This is a genomic window from Streptomyces sp. NPDC002754 (assembly GCF_053592315.1).
On the sequence record NZ_JBSFVM010000004.1, the window covers coordinates 265,166 to 282,047 of the forward strand.

Annotated in this window: 17 protein-coding genes; 9 read left to right on the plus strand and 8 right to left on the minus strand. The window is 72.1% G+C overall.

Annotated features, from left to right (window positions below; genetic code table 11):
- Positions 1–59: 59 nt before the first annotated feature.
- The 5 genes from ACWD2L_RS13330 to ACWD2L_RS13350 are packed head-to-tail and all read left to right on the plus strand — an operon-like array spanning position 60 to position 4,537.
- On the plus strand, positions 60–830 hold the full coding sequence (locus ACWD2L_RS13330; RefSeq protein WP_351335097.1) for an enoyl-CoA hydratase family protein: 771 nt from the start codon (positions 60–62) through the stop codon (positions 828–830).
- A complete protein-coding gene (locus ACWD2L_RS13335; protein WP_351335099.1) occupies positions 827–1,681 on the plus strand; it encodes a CoA transferase subunit A in 855 nt (284 codons plus the stop codon). Before ACWD2L_RS13330 ends, ACWD2L_RS13335 begins: the two co-directional genes overlap by 4 nt.
- Positions 1,678–2,433, plus strand: coding sequence for a CoA-transferase subunit beta (locus tag ACWD2L_RS13340; RefSeq protein WP_351335101.1), 756 nt, complete (start codon positions 1,678–1,680; stop codon positions 2,431–2,433). Before ACWD2L_RS13335 ends, ACWD2L_RS13340 begins: the two co-directional genes overlap by 4 nt.
- 50 nt (positions 2,434–2,483) lie before the next feature.
- Positions 2,484–3,533, plus strand: coding sequence for an NAD(P)H-dependent flavin oxidoreductase (locus ACWD2L_RS13345; protein ID WP_351335270.1), 1,050 nt, complete (start codon positions 2,484–2,486; stop codon positions 3,531–3,533).
- A 41-nt stretch (positions 3,534–3,574) separates the two neighbouring features.
- Positions 3,575–4,537, plus strand: coding sequence for a tyrosine-protein phosphatase (locus ACWD2L_RS13350; RefSeq protein WP_351335104.1), 963 nt, complete (start codon positions 3,575–3,577; stop codon positions 4,535–4,537).
- A 181-nt stretch (positions 4,538–4,718) separates the two neighbouring features.
- On the opposite strand, the gene ACWD2L_RS13355 is transcribed toward ACWD2L_RS13350, so the two are convergent.
- The 8 genes from ACWD2L_RS13355 to ACWD2L_RS13390 form a co-directional block, all read right to left on the minus strand.
- On the minus strand, positions 4,719–6,323 hold the full coding sequence (locus ACWD2L_RS13355) for a DEAD/DEAH box helicase (RefSeq protein ID WP_351335106.1): 1,605 nt from the start codon (positions 6,321–6,323) through the stop codon (positions 4,719–4,721).
- Between the two features lie 131 nt (positions 6,324–6,454).
- Positions 6,455–6,658, minus strand: coding sequence for a cold-shock protein (locus ACWD2L_RS13360; protein ID WP_266720703.1), 204 nt, complete (start codon positions 6,656–6,658; stop codon positions 6,455–6,457).
- 174 nt (positions 6,659–6,832) lie between these two features.
- Positions 6,833–7,444, minus strand: coding sequence for a TetR/AcrR family transcriptional regulator (locus ACWD2L_RS13365; protein ID WP_351335109.1), 612 nt, complete (start codon positions 7,442–7,444; stop codon positions 6,833–6,835).
- Positions 7,445–7,516: 72 nt separating this feature from the next.
- Entirely contained in the window at positions 7,517–8,299 is a 783-nt protein-coding gene (locus tag ACWD2L_RS13370; protein ID WP_351335111.1) for an SDR family NAD(P)-dependent oxidoreductase, read from the minus strand.
- 77 nt (positions 8,300–8,376) lie between these two features.
- The gene (locus ACWD2L_RS13375) at positions 8,377–9,948 is read right to left on the minus strand and encodes an FAD-dependent oxidoreductase (protein ID WP_351335114.1); all 1,572 of its coding nucleotides are present in this window, start codon (positions 9,946–9,948) and stop codon (positions 8,377–8,379) included.
- A 209-nt stretch (positions 9,949–10,157) separates the two neighbouring features.
- Positions 10,158–11,315 carry an acetyl-CoA C-acetyltransferase gene (locus ACWD2L_RS13380; protein ID WP_351335117.1) on the minus strand — a complete coding sequence of 386 codons (1,158 nt, stop codon included), beginning with the start codon at positions 11,313–11,315 and terminating at the stop codon, positions 10,158–10,160.
- Between the two features lie 22 nt (positions 11,316–11,337).
- A complete protein-coding gene (locus ACWD2L_RS13385; protein WP_351335120.1) occupies positions 11,338–11,931 on the minus strand; it encodes a TetR/AcrR family transcriptional regulator in 594 nt (197 codons plus the stop codon).
- Entirely contained in the window at positions 11,928–12,740 is an 813-nt protein-coding gene (locus ACWD2L_RS13390; protein WP_351335122.1) for an SDR family oxidoreductase, read from the minus strand. The genes ACWD2L_RS13385 and ACWD2L_RS13390 overlap by 4 nt, the downstream gene beginning before the upstream one ends.
- Positions 12,741–12,787: 47 nt before the next feature.
- On the opposite strand from ACWD2L_RS13390, the gene ACWD2L_RS13395 reads away from it, so the two are divergent.
- From ACWD2L_RS13395 to ACWD2L_RS13410, 4 genes are all read left to right on the plus strand, one after another.
- Positions 12,788–13,645: an enoyl-CoA hydratase gene (locus tag ACWD2L_RS13395; RefSeq protein WP_351335125.1), complete on the plus strand. Its 858-nt coding sequence runs from the start codon at positions 12,788–12,790 to the stop codon at positions 13,643–13,645.
- Entirely contained in the window at positions 13,642–14,781 is a 1,140-nt protein-coding gene (locus tag ACWD2L_RS13400) for an acyl-CoA dehydrogenase family protein (RefSeq protein WP_351335127.1), read from the plus strand. The genes ACWD2L_RS13395 and ACWD2L_RS13400 overlap by 4 nt, the downstream gene beginning before the upstream one ends.
- A complete protein-coding gene (locus tag ACWD2L_RS13405) occupies positions 14,781–15,719 on the plus strand; it encodes an acyl-CoA dehydrogenase family protein (RefSeq protein WP_351335130.1) in 939 nt (312 codons plus the stop codon). The genes ACWD2L_RS13400 and ACWD2L_RS13405 overlap by 1 nt, the downstream gene beginning before the upstream one ends.
- Before the next feature lie 236 nt (positions 15,720–15,955).
- A complete protein-coding gene (locus ACWD2L_RS13410; RefSeq protein WP_351335132.1) occupies positions 15,956–16,843 on the plus strand; it encodes a chitosanase in 888 nt (295 codons plus the stop codon).
- Positions 16,844–16,882: the final 39 nt, after the last annotated feature.

The window sequence follows — 16,882 nt, forward strand, 5'->3', positions numbered from 1 at the left end:
CGCCTGCTACCGTCATCGACGTACCAAACAAACGTTAGGTGGAAAGGTAGCTGAACGCCATGGGTGTCTCCACCTCCTCACTCGAAAAGGGCATCGCCGTCGTCACGGTCGACTTCCCACCCGTCAACGCGCTGCCGGTGCGGGGCTGGTACGACCTGGCGGACGCCGTGCGCGCCGCGGGCCGCGATCCCGATGTGCGCTGCGTCGTGCTGACCGCGGCCGAGACCTCCCGTGGGTTCAACGCCGGGGTGGACATCAAGGAGATGCAGCGCGAGACGGCCGCGGCGGGCGGCGGGCACAGCGCCCTGCTCGGCGCCAATCGCGGCTGCTACGAAGCGTTCTCGGCGGTGTACCAGTGCGAGGTCCCGGTGATCGCGGCGGTCGCCGGGTTCTGCCTGGGCGGCGGCATCGGACTCGTGGGGAACGCGGACGCGATCGTCGCGAGCGACGACGCGACGTTCGGCCTGCCCGAGCTGGACCGGGGCGCGCTCGGCGCGGCCACGCACCTGGCCCGCCTCGTCCCGCAGCACCTGATGCGCGCGCTGTTCTACACGTCCCGCACGGCGACGGCCGCCGAACTGCAGGCGCACGGCTCGGTGTGGCAGGTCGTGCCGAGGGAGCGGCTGCGCGAGGCGGCCCTGGAGCTGGCCCGCGACATCGCCCGCAAGGACGGCTACCTGCTCCGCCTCGCCAAATCCGCGCTGAACGGGATCGACCCGGTCGACGTGCACCGCAGCTACCGCTTCGAGCAGGGCTTCACCTTCGAGGCGAACCTGAGCGGTGTCGCCGACCGGGTCCGCGACACCTTCGGACAGGAGACCGAGCGATGACCACACCGGACAAGATCATGACGCCCGACGAGGTGGTCGGGCGGCTGCGCAGCGGCATGACCATCGGCATCGGCGGCTGGGGTTCGCGCCGCAAGCCCATGGCGCTGGTAAGGGCGCTGCTGCGCAGCGACGTCACGGACCTGACCGTCGTCTCGTACGGGGGTCCGGACGTCGGGCTGCTCGCGGCGGCCGGGAAGATCCGCAAACTGGTCGCGGCGTTCGCGACGCTCGACTCCATCCCGCTCGAACCGAACTTCAGGGCGGCGCGCCAGCAGGGCGCGTTCGAGCTGATGGAGGTCGACGAGGCGATGTTCATGTGGGGCCTGCACGCGGCGGCGAACCGGCTGCCGTTCCTGCCCGTGCGGGCGGGGATCGGCTCGGACGTCATGCGCGTCAACCCGGGGCTGCGGACGGTGACGTCGCCGTACGAGGACGGGGAGACGTTCGTCGCGATGCCGGCGCTGCGCCTCGACGCGGCCCTGGTGCACGTGAACCGGGCGGACCGCGCGGGCAACGGCCAGTACCTGGGCCCGGACCCGTACTTCGACGACCTGTTCTGCGAGGCGGCGGACAGCGCGTACGTGTCGTGCGAGCAGTTGGTCGACGGCTTCGGGGCGGACACCGTGCCGCAGACGCTGCTGGTGAAGCGGCATTGCGTGACGGGCGTCGTGGAGACGCCGGGCGGGGCGCACTTCACGTCCTGTGTGCCCGATTACGACCGCGACGAGCCGTTCCAGAAGCTGTACGCGAGCACGCCCTGGCCCGAGTTCGCCGAGCGGTTCCTGCCGCCCGGCGGTGACGAGAAGCAGTACCAGTCCGCCGTCCAGGCCTGGCACGAGGAGCAGAAGTGAGCGTCACCACGACAGATGTGTCCCGTGCCGAGTACTGCGCGATCGCGTGCGCCGAGGCCTGGCGGGACAACGGGGAGGTGCTGGCCAGCCCGATGGGCCTGATCCCGTCCGTGGGGGCGCGGCTGGCCAAGCGCACCTTCTCCCCCGGCCTGCTGCTGACCGACGGCGAGGCGATGGTCGTCGGGCTCGACGGTTCGGCGGAGGGCTGGCTCCCGTACCGGCAGCATCTGACGATGGTCACGGGCGGGAAGCGGCACGTGATGATGGGGGCGAGCCAGATCGACCGGTTCGGCAACCAGAACATCTCGTGCATCGGCGACTGGGAGCGGCCCGACCGGCAGCTCCTCGGGGTGCGTGGCGCTCCGGTCAACACGCTGAACAATCCGGTGAGTTACTGGGTTCCCAAGCACAGCCGCCGGGTCTTCGTCGAGAAGGTCGACATGATCAGCGGGGTGGGCTACGACAGCGCGGCCGCGGCGGGCCCGTCGGCGACGCGGTTCCATCGCATCCCGCGCGTGGTGACGAATCTGGCCGTCCTGGACTTCGACACCGCAGACCACGCGATGCGGCTGCTGTCCGTGCATCCGGGTGTCACGGTGGAGGAGGTCCAGGAGGCGACGGGGTTCGCGCTGGTACTCCCGGAGGGCGGCGAGGTGCCGTCCACGCGGGAGCCCACGGCGGAGGAGCTGCGGCTGATCCGAGAGGTCATCGACCCGAAGGCGACGCGGGACCGGGAGGTCAAGCCGGTATGACGCCACCTGAGCCGTCTTCCGAACCGGCCCGGGACTCCGCCGCGTTCACGATCCCGACGCCCCTGACCCGGCTTACCGGAGTGCGCCACCCCATCGTGCAGACCGGCATGGGATGGGTCGCGGGGCCGCGCCTGGTGTCGGCGGCGGCGAACGCGGGGGCGCTCGGCATCCTCGCGTCCGCCACCATGACGCTCGACCAACTGCGCGCCGCTGTACGCGAGGTGAAGTCGCGCACGGACCAGCCCTTCGGGGTGAACCTGCGGGCCGACGCGGGGGACGCCCGCGAGCGGGTCAAGGTGATCGTCGAGGAGGGCGTGAAGGTCGCGTCGTTCGCGCTGGCCCCCTCGCGCGAGCTGATCGCCGAACTGAAGGACGCGGGCGCCGTCGTGATCCCGTCGATCGGGGCGCGCCGGCACGCCGAGAAGGTCGCGGCGTGGGGCGCGGACGCGGTGATCGTGCAGGGCGGCGAGGGCGGCGGGCACACCGGGGAGGTGGCGACGTCGGTGCTGCTGCCGCAGGTGGTGGACGCCGTCGACATCCCGGTGGTCGGGGCGGGCGGTTTCCGTGACGGCCGGGGCCTGGTCGCCGCGCTGGCCTACGGGGCGGCCGGGGTTGCCATGGGGACCCGTTTCCTGCTGACGTCGGACTCGACGGTGCCGGACGCGGTGAAGGCGAAGTACCTGGCGGCGAGCGTCAAGGACGTCACGGTGACGACGGCGGTGGACGGTCTGCCGCACCGCATGCTCCGTTCCGAGCTGGTCGACTCGCTGGAGAACGCGGGGCGCACGCGCGCGTTGCTGCACGCCGTGCGTCGCGCCACGGGCTTCAAGAAGCTCTCTGGCCTGAGCTGGCCGCAGATGGTGCGGGACGGCCTCGCCATGAAGCACGGCAAGGACCTCACGTGGAGCCAGGTGCTGCTGGCCGCGAACACCCCGATGCTCCTGAGGGCGTCCATGGTCGAGGGCCGCACCGACCTGGGGGTCATGGCCTCCGGCCAGGTGGCGGGCCTCATAGAGGACCTGCCCAACTGCGCCGAGCTGGTCGACCGCGTGATGACCGAGGCACGTAAGACGCTGGAGGCACTTCCCACGCCACCCTGACCGGGCGCGTCAATCGCCCGCCACCGCAAGGGAGTTCATGTATGTCGCACACGTACAGAACAGGTCACCCGCACACGGCGGGGCGGGCGCTCTCGCGGCGCGGTGCGCTCGGCGCCGCGCTCGGCACGGTCGCGGCGTTCGCCGGGGCCCCCGTCGCCGCGGCGGCGCCGTCGCAGTCGCCGGGAAGGCCGGACACCGGGTCGGGCGCCGGTGGCATCCGGCAGATCCCGCTCGAAGGGGCGGTGAACGTCCGGGACATCGGTGGCCATCGCGCGCGGGGCCGCGGCCGGGTCCGGTACGGCCTCGTCTACCGGGCCGACGCGCTGAGCGAACTCACCGACGCGGACGTGGCGCGGGTCGCCGGTCTGCGCCTTGACCAAGTGGTCGACTTCCGGGTGCCGTTCGAGGTGCGTACGGACGGCGCGGACCGGCTGCCCGCGGGTCTGGCGGTGACCGCGCGGTCCGTCTCCGACGGTGGCCAGTACGAGCGGATGATGGCCGCGATCGGCTCCAAGGACCCGGCGGTGCAGCAGGAAGTGCTGGGGGGCGGCAAGGCGGCCGCCGCGATGCGTACCACGTACCGGATGTTCGTGACCGACGCGGCCAACCGCGCGCGGTTCGCGGCGACGCTCCGGGATGCGGCGAGCGGTGGGTCCGGCGCGCTGCTCTACCACTGCACGTCCGGGAAGGACCGCACGGGCTGGATGACGTACGTCCTGCTGAGCGTGCTCGGGGTGGGTCAACGGGCGGCGGAGGGCGACTACTTGGCGTCGAACGCGTTTCGCGCGGCACATGACGCGGAGGTCCGCGAGGGGCTTCGGCGGGCGGGGTTGATGCGGGATCCGGACCTGCTGATTCCTGTCCAGGAGGTGCGGATGGAGTACCTGGATGCGGCGCGTGAGGAGGTTCGGTGCGGCTACGGGAGTCTGCGCCGGTATGTGGCCGAGGGGCTCGGGGTGGATCGGGGGGTGGTGGGGGCGTTGCGGGCGCGGCTGGTGGGATGAGGTGTTGCGCCACCATGGAGGCTCCGCCCCGGGCCCCCGACGTGTTGCGCCCCCACGGGGCGGAGGCCACGGGGCTCTGCCCCGGACCCCGCGCCTCAATCGCCGGCGGGGCTTGAATTGCCCGGTGCCAGGAGGCGTTGCCGGCGGGGCTGGAGTTGGCCCCGCCGGGCTGTGCTTCGGGTTAAGCGGCCTGGCGGGGGCCGTGGCCGCGGCGGTTGTTGCCTGTGCCGGAGGCGGACTGGCCGGCGTTGGCCGAGCCGGAGCCGCGGCGGTTGTTGCCTGTGCCGGAGGCGGACTGGCTGCCGTTGGGCGAGGCGGAGCGGCGGCGGTTGTTGCCGCCCGAGCTCGTGCGCTGGCCTTCGGTGGCTGCGGCGCGGCCGTTGCCGTTGCCCGATCCGCCGCGGGAGCGGCGTGAGCGGCGGGGCTTGGTCGTGGCGGCCGGGGCGACCGGTTCCGGCACGGCGATGACCACGGCGACACCGGACGGCTCGCGCGCGCCGGTGATCTGCGTCAGCGCCTCGTCCGAGGAGCGGACCTGCGTCGTCCGCGGCTGGATCTTCGCGTCGCGCATCAGGCGCTGCATGTCGCGCTTCTGCTCGGGCAGGACCAGCGTGACGACGCTGCCGGACTCACCGGCGCGCGCGGTGCGGCCACCGCGGTGCAGGTAGTCCTTGTGCTCGGTGGGCGGGTCGACGTTGACGACGAGGTCGAGGTCGTCGACGTGGATGCCGCGCGCCGCGACGTTCGTGGCGACGAGCGCGGTGACCCGGCCGTCCTTGAACTGCTCCAGGGTGCGGTTGCGCTGCGGCTGGCTGCGGCCGCCGTGCAGCGGAGCCGCGTACACGCCGCTGGCGAGGAGCCGCTTGGCGAGCCGGTCGGCGGAGCGCTTGGTGTCGACGAAGAGGATGACGCGGCCTTCACGCGCGGCGATGCGCGCGGTGACGGCCTTCTTGTCGGTCTCGTCCTGGACGTGCAGGACGTGGTGTTCCATCGTCGTGACCGCGCCGGCCGACGGGTCGACGGAGTGGACCACCGGGTCGTTGAGGAACTGCTTGACCAGCCGGTCGACGTTCTTGTCGAGCGTCGCCGAGAAGAGCATGGTCTGGCCGCCCGACTCGACCTGCTTCAGGAGCGCGGTGACCTGCGGCATGAAGCCCATGTCAGCCATCTGGTCGGCCTCGTCGAGCACCGTCGTGCGCACCGAGCCGAGCATGCAGTCGCCGCGCTCGATGAGGTCCTTGAGGCGGCCCGGGGTGGCGACGACGACCTCGGCACCGCGGCGCAGCTGGCCCGCCTGCCGGGAGATCGACATGCCGCCGACGACGGTCGCGATGCGCAGCCGCAGCGCGGTGGCGTACGGGGTGAGGGCGTCGGTGACCTGCTGCGCGAGCTCACGCGTGGGGACGAGGACGAGCGCGAGAGGGGACTTCGGCTCGGCCTTGGCGCCGGTCGTGTGGGTGAGCAGCGGGAGGCCGAAGGCGAGGGTCTTGCCGGAGCCGGTGCGGCCGCGGCCGAGGAGGTCCCGTCCGGCGAGCGAGTTGGGGAGCGTCGCGGCCTGGATGGGGAAGGGGTCGGTGACGCCCTGCTCACCCAGCGTCTTCAGAAGGGCGGCCGGCATGTCGAGTTCGGCGAAGCTGTCCACGGCGGGAAGCGCGGGGGTGGTGTTCTCCGGCATGGTGAACTCGGCGGGCGGCGAGGGCTGTTGCCTGCGGCGCTGCTCGGGAGCACGGCGCTGCCCGGCTGCGGGACGCGGGCTGCGGCGGGACGGGCGGGCAGAACTGGCCATGCGGCGATGCCTTCCGGGACGGGACAGCAGGAACCGGGGCCCGCACCGTAGCGGTGCGGGCCCCGGCCCGGTGATGCTCGATCCGACGCCGCCGGGTCAGCCCGGCGGGGTCGAGTGATCTACGAGCGAGATCAGGCGGGGAGGATGTTCTCCGCCTGCGGGCCCTTCTGGCCCTGCGTGACGTCGAACGTCACCTTCTGGCCCTCCTGGAGCTCACGGAAGCCCGAGGTGGCGATGTTCGAGTAGTGGGCGAAGACGTCGGCGCCGCCGCCGTCCTGCTCGATGAAGCCGAAGCCCTTTTCCGAGTTGAACCACTTAACGATACCGGTGGCCATGTCGTTCTCCTTAAGAACAGGTAGCAGTCCCCATTCCACGAACGCCCACGTGAACGCCGGAAACCGGGAAATTTCCCGGTGGAAACAATAATGCGCCTGAGGAACATTCCCGTCAGGCGCGCATAAAGTCTATGGGTACCAAAACTGCAACGTCATGAATCTTAGCATGGGACTTCACCGCACCGCGATCCCGTCCAGAACCATCGACAGATACTGGCGCGCGATCTCCTCTGGGCTGTGCCGCCCGCCGGGCCGGTACCAGGATGCCGCGACCCAGACGGTGTCGCGCACGAACCGGTAGGTGAGGCGGATGTCGAGGTCGGCGCGGAAGACCTGGTCGGCGACGCCGCGCTCCAGGGTGGTCAGCCAGGTCTTCTCGAACCTGCGCTGCGACTCGGCGAGGAACGCGAAGCGGTCCTGCGCGACGAGCTGCTGGGACTCCCGCTGGTAGATCGCGACGGCGGCGCGGTGCCGGTCGATCTCCCGGAAGGACTCGGTGACCAGCGCCTCCAGGGTCTGCCGCGGGCCGAGCTCGTCGTCGAGCACGGTGTCGTAGCCGGACCACAGCTCGTCGAGGAAGGTCCGCAGGATCTCCTCCAGCATCGATTCCTTGGAGTCGAAGTGGTAGTAGAGGCTGCCGGCGAGCATGCCCGCGTGGTCGGCGATCTTGCGGACGGTCGTGGCGTTGTAGCCCTGCTCGGCGAAGACCTCGGCCGCGGTGTGCAGGAGCTCGCCGCGCCGCTCGGGCGCCGCGTTCGTCGACTGGGACTTCTTCTTCGTAGGCACGGGCCCATTGTCCCGGGTGCCGCGGCTGCGGGCGTCCCGGGTGTCACAGCAGGGTGCGGCGGCCGGGCGGGGTCACCGGCTGTCCCCCTGTCCGCCGCCGCGCTGCGCGGACACGGGCATCCGGCCGGCCGACGCGCCGCCGTCCGCGGTGACTTCGGCGCCGGTGAGGTAGGAGGCGTCGTCGGAGGCGAGGAACGCGACGAGCCGGGCCACCTCTTCGGGGCGGCCGATGCGGCCGAGCGCGGCGGCCGGGTGCTCGGTGGTGCCGAGATGGGCGGTCATCGCCGTGTCGATGGCGCCGGGGAAGACGGCGTTGACGCGGATGCCGTCGCCGCCGAGTTCGAGGGCGGCGGTCCGGCTCAGCCCGCGCAGCCCCCACTTCGCGGCGCCGTACGAACCATGCCCCCAGATGCCCTGAACCCCGGCCTGCGAGGAGATGTTGACGATCGCGCCGCCCCGCTCCCCCGCCCGTATGGCGGGGACGACGGCCTGGAGCCCCAGGAACGGGCCGACGAGATCGACCTTGAGGATCCGCTCCAGCTGGGCCGGATCCTCGTCGACGATGGGGGACGTCGTGTAGATGGCGGCGTTGTTGACGAGGATGTCGAGCCGTCCGTACGTGTCGGTGGCGACACGGACGGCATGGGCCCAGGAGTCGGCGCCGGTGACGTCCAGCCGGACGAACCGTGCGGCTTCCCCGAGTTCACCGGCGACCCGCTCCCCTTCGGACACGAGTACGTCGCCGAGCACGACCCGCGCCCCACGGGCTGCCATTTCCCTGGCAATGGCCTCGCCCATCCCGCGCGCCGCCCCGGTCACCAGGGCGACCTTTCCGTCCAGTTGTCCCTCACGCATCCGCGTATCCCTCCGGCTCCACGTTGTCTCCGAACAACCCAGGGGCGACTCGAGCCACCCACCCGTACGACCAGGGGTCACCCCTCCCCGGCCATCCGGCCCGCCGCCCGGTACCCGAACACCATCCCCGTGCCGATCGGCGCTCCCGGCCCCGGGTAGACGGAGCCCGTCACGTTCGCCGCCGTGTTCCCCACCGCGTAGAGGCCCTCGATCACGGACCCGTCCTCGCGCAGCACGCTCGCGTCCGTGTCCGTGCGGACGCCGCCCTTCGTGCCCAGGTCGCCGAGCACGATCCGCACCGCGTGGAACGAGCCGGACGACAGCGGCAGCAGGCACGGGTTGGGCGCGCCCTGCTCGCCCGCGCCCGCGAAGAACCGGTCGTAGGGGTCGTCGCCGCGGCCGAACTCCGGGTCGTGGCCGTTCCCCGCGTACTTGTTGAACGCCGCGACGGTCGCGGCGAGGCCTTCGGCCGGCACTCCGATCGCCTCGGCGAGCGCCTCCACCGAGTCCGCGCTGCGCCACACCCCGGCCGCCTCGAACGACTCCCGGTCGACCGGGACGAGGACGATGCCGGGCGGCTCCTCGCCGTGCCGCGCGTCCCACACCCACCACACGGGGCGCTCCGGCGCGTCCCCGGCCCGCGCCGCGATCATGGCCCGGCCCATCCGGTCGTAGGACAGGCACTCGTTGGCGAACCGGCGGCCCTCGGCGTCGACGAAGACGCCGCCGCGGAAGCCGAGGGCGAACGCCGCGCTGCCGTCGGGGAAGAGCACGGACGGGCACCACCAGCTCTCGTCGAGCAGCGACGTCGCCGCCCCGAGCCCTTGCGCGGCCCGCAGCGCGTCCCCGGTGCCGCCGCCCGCGGGCCCCATCGTCCAGTCGGCCCCCGGCCCGTTGTCGAAGGCGCGGCGCAGTTCGGCGTCCCGCTCGTAGCCGCCGGCACCGAGCAGCACACCGCGGCGGGCCCGGATCCGGGCCGTACTGCCCTGTGCGTCGCGGACCTCGGCGCCGACGACCCGCCCGTCCTCGCCCTGCACGAGCCCGGTGAACGCGGTGCGGGAGCGCGCCCGCCCGCCGGCCTGATCGAGGGCGAGCAGCAGTCGGCCGATCAGCGCGCGGCCGTCCGTGAGCGCCCCCTCGGGCGCCGGCGCTCCCAGCCGCTCGCAGCGCGCGGGCGGGCGGACGGCGTCGAGCAGCGGCTGCTCGCCCGCGGGCCGCTCCATGGGGACGGGGAAGACGCCGCGTCCCGCGTCGAAGCGGCCGGGGCCCGGGTAGTAGTCGGGGAACTTCCGGTGTTCGAACCGGAGCAGTTCGCTGCGCTCAAGGAACTCGACCGTGGGCCCGGCCCCGTCGAGGTACGCGTCCTGCATCTCGTGCGGCGTCGAGTCGCCGACGAGGGACCGGAAGTACGTGCGGGCCAGGTCGGCGCTGTCCTCGAGGCCCGCGCGGGCCTGCGCCTGGTTGCCGGGCAGCCACAGGCAGGCTCCGGCGTACGCGGTCGTTCCGCCGAAGTACTCGGTCTTCTCGACGACGAGGGTGTCGAGGCCGCGCGCGGCGGCGCTGTACGCGCCGGTCAGGGCGGCGCCGCCGGAGCCGACGACCAGCACGTCGACCGTCTCGTCCCACTCCACGTCAGGGTTGCCGCTCACAGCGTCTCGCTCCTCTCGCACCACTGGGGAAGTACGGCACGGACGGCGATCCGCCGGACGCGCGGGGCGTCGGCGGTGGGCTCGGAAGGTACAGGGGTACGGGTCATGCCCTCACCCTGTCCGCGCCTCCCCCGGCGCCCCACCGCCGATTCCCGCTCAGCGGGACGCGGATCCCGCAGCAGCAGTCACAGGGGCGGTCAGAGGCACGGTCACAGGCGCTCGATGATCGTGACGTTGGCCTGGCCGCCGCCCTCGCACATGGTCTGGAGGCCGAACCGGCCGCCGGTGCGCTCCAGTTCGTGCAGCAGGGTCGTCATCAGCTTGCTGCCGGTGGCGCCGAGAGGGTGGCCCAGCGCGATGGCTCCGCCGTTGACGTTGACCTTCTCGGGGTCGGTGCCGGTCTCCTTCAGCCAGGCGAGGACGACCGGCGCGAAGGCCTCGTTGATCTCGACGAGGTCGATGTCGTCCATCGTGAGGCCGGTCTTCTTCAGCGCGTACGCGGTCGCCGGGATGGGCGCGGACAGCATCCGGATGGGGTCCTCGCCGCGTACGGAGAGGTGGTGGATGCGGGCCCGGGGCGTCAACCCGTGCTCCCGCACGGCCTGTTCGGAGGCGATCAGCAGGGCCGCCGCGCCGTCCGAGACCTGCGAGGAGCAGGCGGCGGTGATGGTGCCGCCCTCGACGACCGGGTTCAGGCCCGCCATCTTCTCCAGGCTCGTGTCGCGGCGCGGGCCCTCGTCGGCGGTGACGTCCCCGTAGGCGACGGACTCCTTCGCGAACCGACCCTCGTCGATCGCGCGCAGGGCCCGCTGGTGGGAACGGAGCGCCCACTCCTCCTGGTCCTGCCGCGTGATGCCCCACTTCTCGGCGATGAGCTCCGCGCCGTGGAACTGGTTGACGGGCGCGTCGCCGTAGCGGGCGCGCCAGCCCTCACTGCCCAGGTAGGGGCCCTCGGTGAGGCCGAGCGGTTCGGCGGCCTGCCGGGAGGCGTAGGCGATCGGGATCATCGACATGTTCTGTGTGCCGCCCGCGACGACGAGGTCCTGCGTACCGGAGAGCACGCCCTGTGCCGCGAAGTGGATGGCCTGCTGGGACGAACCGCACTGCCGGTCGACGGTGACGCCCGGCACCTCCTCGGGAAGTCCCGCGGCGAGCCAGCAGGTGCGGGCGATGTCGCCTGCCTGCGGGCCGATGGTGTCGAGGCAGCCGAAGACGACGTCCTCGACGGCGGCCGGGTCGACCCCGGTGCGCGCGACGAGCTCCTTCAGGACGTGGGCGCCCAGGTCGGCGGGGTGGACGGCGCTGAGCCCGCCCTTGCGCCGCCCTACGGGCGTACGGACCGCATCGACGATGTAGGCCTCGGCCATGACGCATCAACTCCAGTCGTTTCTAAGGATGGTGGGGCTGGGCTATCCCGTCGAGCACCATCGCGAGGTACTCGCGGGCGATCTCCTCGGGGCTGTGTCTGCCGCCCGGCCGGTACCAGGACGCGGCGACCCACACGGTGTCGCGCACGAACCGGTAGGTGAGCCGGATGTCGAGGTCGGCGCGGAACGATCCGGCCGCGACCCCGTCCTTCAGGGTGGTCAGCCAGGTCTGCTCGAACTTGCGCTGCGACGCGGCGAGGAAGGCGAACCGCTCCCTCGCGGCGAGCGCCTTCGACTCCTTCTGGTAGATGGCGACGGCGGGTCCGTGCCGGTCGATCTCCCGGAAAGACTCGGTGACCAGGGCCCGCATCGTCTCGCGCGGCTCGTGGCCTGCGGCGAGGACGGTGTCGTAGCGGCCCCACAGCTCGTCGAGGAAGCCGCGCAGGATCTCCTCGACGATCGAGTCCTTGGAGTCGAAGTGGTAGTAGAGGCTGCCCGCGAGCATCCCCGCGGCGTCCGCGATCCGGCGCACGGTGGTGGCGTCGTAGCCCTGCGCCGCGAACACCTCGGCCGCCGTGGCGAGGAGTTCTCGACGCCGCTCGGGCGAGGGGCTCATGCGCGCTGGCTGCTGACGGAGACGGTTTCGCCGGTCATGTACGAGGAGTAGCCGGAGGCGAGGAAGACCATCACGTTGGCCACCTCCCAGGGCTCGGCGTACCGGCCGAAGGCCTCCTTCTCGGTCAGTTCGGCGAGCAGTTCCTCCGAGGTGACCTTCACCAGGTGCGGGTGCATGGCGAGGCTGGGCGCCACCGCGTTGACCCGTACTCCGTATTCGGCGGCCTCTATCGCGGCGGTCCTGGTCAGGGCCATCACGCCGGCCTTCGCGGCGGCGTAGTGCGCCTGTCCGGCCTGGGCGCGCCAGCCGATGACCGACGCGTTGTTGACGATCGCGCCGCCGCGCCCGGTTTCGCGGAAGGCGCGCAGGGCGGCCCGCACGCACCGGAAGGTCCCGTTCAAGGTGACGTCCAGGACCTTCGTCCACTGCTCGTCGCTCATGTCGACGAGCGGCGAAGTGCCGCCGAGGCCCGCGTTGTTGACGACTATGTCGAGCCCGCCGTGCCGCTCGGCGGTGTGCGCGAAGAGTGCCTGCACCTGCTCCTCGTCGGTGACATCGCAGGCGAGCGCGGAGACCCGCTCGGCGCCGAACTCGGCGGCGAGGGCCGCTTCGCTCTCCTTCAGGCGGCGCGCGTGCGCGTCACTGATGACGACGCGGGCGCCCTCCTCCAGGAAGCGGCGCGCGGTGGCGCCGCCGATCCCGGCGCCGGCGGCCGCGGTGATGACGGCACTGCGCCCGTCGAGCAGTTGGTGGCCCGAGACGTACGCGGGAGTGGTGGAGCGGGATCGGGAGTCCTCGACGCTGTCCATGCTCATAAGCTAACCTACCAAACACTTGTTAGGGAAGGATGTCTCCGATGCCCACAGAACAAACCGCGCCGCAGCCCGTCCTGTTCGAGGTCAGGGGCCGGGTCGCGCACGTGACGATGAACCGGCCGAAGTACCGCAACGCGCAGAACTCGGCGATGACGTATGCCCTGGACTCCGCCCTCTACCGGGCCGCCGAGGACGAGGCCGTCAAGGTCGTCGTCCTCTCGGGCGCGGGCGAGCACTTCTCGGCGGGGCACGACATCGGGACGCCGGAGCGGGACGCGCATCTGCCGTTCGAGCGGCGGGCCGGGCTGTGGTGGGACCACTCCGACAAGCGGGGCGCCGAGTCGCGGTTCGCCCGCGAGTCGGAGGTGTACCTGGGCATGTGCAGGCGCTGGCGCGAGCTGCCGAAGCCGGTGATCGCCTCGGTGCAAGGGGCGTGCGTGGCGGGCGGGTTGATGCTGGCCTGGGTGTGCGACCTGATCGTGGCGAGCGAGGACGCGTTCTTCGCGGATCCCGTCGTCCGGATGGGGATCCCGGGCGTCGAGTACTTCGCGCACCCGTGGGTGATGCCGCCGCGGATCGCCAAGGAGTTCCTGTTCACGGGCGAGCGGATGAGCGCACGCCGGGCGCACGAGGTGGGGATGATCAACCGGGTGGTGCCCCGGGACGAACTGGCGGCCGCCACGTGCGATCTGGCGGACCGGGTCGGCGAGATGCCGCGGCTCGGGCTCGCGCTGACCAAGCGCGCGGTGAACCAGGCGGAGGACCTCCAGGGCATGCACGCGGGCCTGGACTCCGTCTTCGGCCTGCACCACCTGGCGCACGCGCACAACGCGGAGACGGCGTCGGACTCGCTGGGCGGCATGGACGTCCACGCCATGAAGGAGGCGGGTGCCCGATGAACCTGGAGTTCACCCCGGATCAGGACGCGTTCCGCGAGGAGGCGCGGGCGTGGCTCGCGGAGCACGTACCGGCCGAGCCGCTGCCGTCCCTGGAGACCGAGGAGGGCTTCGCCGCGCACCGCGCGTGGGAGGCCGAGCTGTCCGCGGACCGCTGGTCGGTCGTCTCGTGGCCCGAGGAGTTCGGGGGCCGCGGCGTCGACATCTTCAAGTGGCTGATCTTCGAGGAGGAGTACTACGCGGCGGGGGCCCCTGGCCGCGTCTCACAGAACGGCATCAACCTTCTCGCCCCCACACTCTTCGACCACGCCACGGACGAGCAGCGGGCGCGCGTACTGCCGTCGATGGCGAGCGGCGAGGTGATCTGGGCGCAGGCCTGGTCGGAGCCGGAAGCGGGCTCCGACCTGGCGGCGCTGCGCTCGCGGGCGGTGCGCACGGACGGCGGGTGGCTGCTGAACGGGCAGAAGACGTGGTCGTCGCGGGCCGCGTTCGCCGACCGGGCGTTCGGCATCTTCCGTACGGACCCGGAGGCGGCCAAGCCCCATCACGGGCTCACGTACCTGATGTTCGACCTGCGCGCGCCGGGTGTCACGGTCCGGCCGATCGGCCGCATCGACGGCAAACCGGCCTTCGCCGAGCTGTTCCTTGACGACGTGTTCGTCCCGGACGAGGACGTGATCGGGGAGGTCGGCAACGGCTGGCGCATCGCGATGTCGACGACGGGGAACGAGCGGGGTCTCATGCTGCGCTCCCCCGGCCGCTTCCTGGCCGCGTCGGACCGGCTGCTCGGGCTGTGGCGGGAGAGCGGCGCGGATCCGGCGCTGCGGGACCGGGTGGCGGACGCGGTGGTGGGGGCGCGCGCGTACCAGCTGTTCACGTACGGCAACGCGTCGCGGTTCGCGGCGGGTGAGCAGATCGGGGCGGAGTCGAGCCTGAACAAGGTGTTCTGGTCGGAGTACGACATCGCGCTGCACGAGACGGCGCTGGAACTACTGGGCGCGGAGGGCGAATTGGCGGAGGGCGAGTGGGCCGAGGGTTATACCTTCTCGCTCGCCGGGCCGATCTACGCGGGGACGAACGAGATCCAGCGCGACATCATCGCCGAGCGTCTGCTCGGCCTGCCGAAGGGACGCCGCTGATGAGGTTCCTCCTGGACGCGGAGCAGGCCGAGTTCGGCCGCACGCTCGACCGGATGCTGACGGCGGCGGACACCCCATCGGCGGTCCGCGCGTGGGCGGGCGGTGACGCCGGGCCCGGACGGGCTCTGTGGGGGCGGCTCGCGGAGGCGGGAGTGTTCGCGCTGGCCGTCCCGGAGGCGTACGAAGGGGTGGGCCCGCTGCCCGTGGAACTGGCGTTGTCGTACGTGGAGTTGGGGCGCCACGCGATACCGGGGCCGGTCGTCGAGACGGCGGCGGTGGCGGTGCTGCTGAACGGTACGGAGGCCGCGAAGGAGTGGCTGCCTCGGATCGCGGCGGGGGACGTGGCGGTGACGTTGGCGTCGGGACCGTATGCGCTGGACGCGGATTCGGCGGACGCCGTGTTCCTCGTGGAGGGCGACACGGTGCGGCTCGCCGCCGGTCACGGTCCGCTGCGGGAGTCGGCGGACCCGGCGCGCCGGCTGTTCGCACCGGACGAGGGCGGCGAGGTCGTGGCGCGGGGCGCGAAGGTGCGGGAGGCGAGGGACATGGCGGCGTTCCTGACGGCGGCGCAGTCGCTCGGCGTGGGACTGGAGTTGCTCCGCCGTACGGTCGACTACGTCCGGCAGCGGGAGCAGTTCGGCGTGCCGGTCGGATCGTTCCAGGCGGTCAAGCATCGGCTCGCGGATGCGCTGGTGGGGCTGGAGTTCGCGCGTCCGTTGCTGTTCGGGGCGGCGCTCACGATGGCGTCGGCGGACATCGCGGCGGCGAAGCTTGCGGCGGGCGAGGCGTGCTATGTGGCGGCTCGCGCGGCCCTTCAACTCCACGGGGCGGTGGGGTACACGGAGGAGTTGGACCTGTCCCTGTGGCTCCGCAAGGCGCGCCCGCTGCGCGACGCGTGGGGGTCGCCGGCGGCGTGCCGGGCGCGAGTGGTGGGGTAGGCCGGGGCCGCTTGTCTCCCCCACCCCGCCCCTTCCCGAAAGTCCTGCCGGACGGGCCTGCTCAAACGCCGCAGGGGCTAGGAGCAGCCCTGCCGGGCGGGCCTGCTCACACGCCGCAGGGGCTTGATAGATCGAGCCCCTGCGGCAAAATCAAGCCCCGCCGGCGGTTGAGGCGCGGGGGCCGGGGCGGAGCCCCGAGGGCGTAACGACGGTGCCGGGCGCATAATCTGTGCCGCATGAAACGCGCGGGCTGCATAACCCTCTCCCTCCTGGCCGTGGCCCCCCTCGCCACAGCCGCCGTATACCTCCTGTCGCCCACCGACGCCCCCGCCCCGCACGCGCGGCCCCCCGCCTCCGCCCACCAGCCCGAAGCGGAGCGCAAAGCCGATGACAAGGCGATCGCGAGCCTGCCGCCCGGCCTCGCCGCCCCGCAGAAGAAGGACCTGGCGCAGCAGATCGTCGCCAGCGCCGAGAACTCCACGCTGGACTGGCGCAGCGCGTACGGCTACATCGAGGACATCGACGACGGCCAGGGCTACACGGCCGGCATCATCGGCTTCTGCACCGGCACCCACGACCTGCTTACCCTGGTCGAGCGCTACACGAAGGCCCACCCGGACAACGGCCTGGCCCGCTTCCTCCCGGCCCTGCGCAAGGTCGACGGCACCGACTCCCACAAGGGCCTCGACCCCGGCTTCACCGCCGCGTGGAAGCAGGAGGCCACACACAAGGCCTTCCGGGACGTCCAGGAGAAGGAGCGCGACCGGGGCTACTTCGACCCGGCGGTCCGCCTCGCCAAGCTCGACGGCCTGGGCACGCTCGGCCAGTTCATCTACTACGACGCGATGGTCCTGCACGGCCCCGGCACGGGCCCGCACGGCTTCTACGGCCTGCGCGAGGCGGCGCTCAAGGAGGCCGACACCCCGTCCCAGGGCGGAAAGGAGAAGGCCTACCTCGACATCTTCCTCGACCTGCGCCGCAAGGCCATGAAGGCGAAGAACCCCGACCGCGACACGACCCGCATCGACACGGCGCAGCGCCAGTTCCTCTACGACGGCAACCTGTCCCTGAAGACGCCCCTGACATGGAAGGTCTACGGCGAGACCTTCCACATCCCTGGCTGAACCGGGCCGAACCGGGCCGAACCGGGCCGAACGCACCGC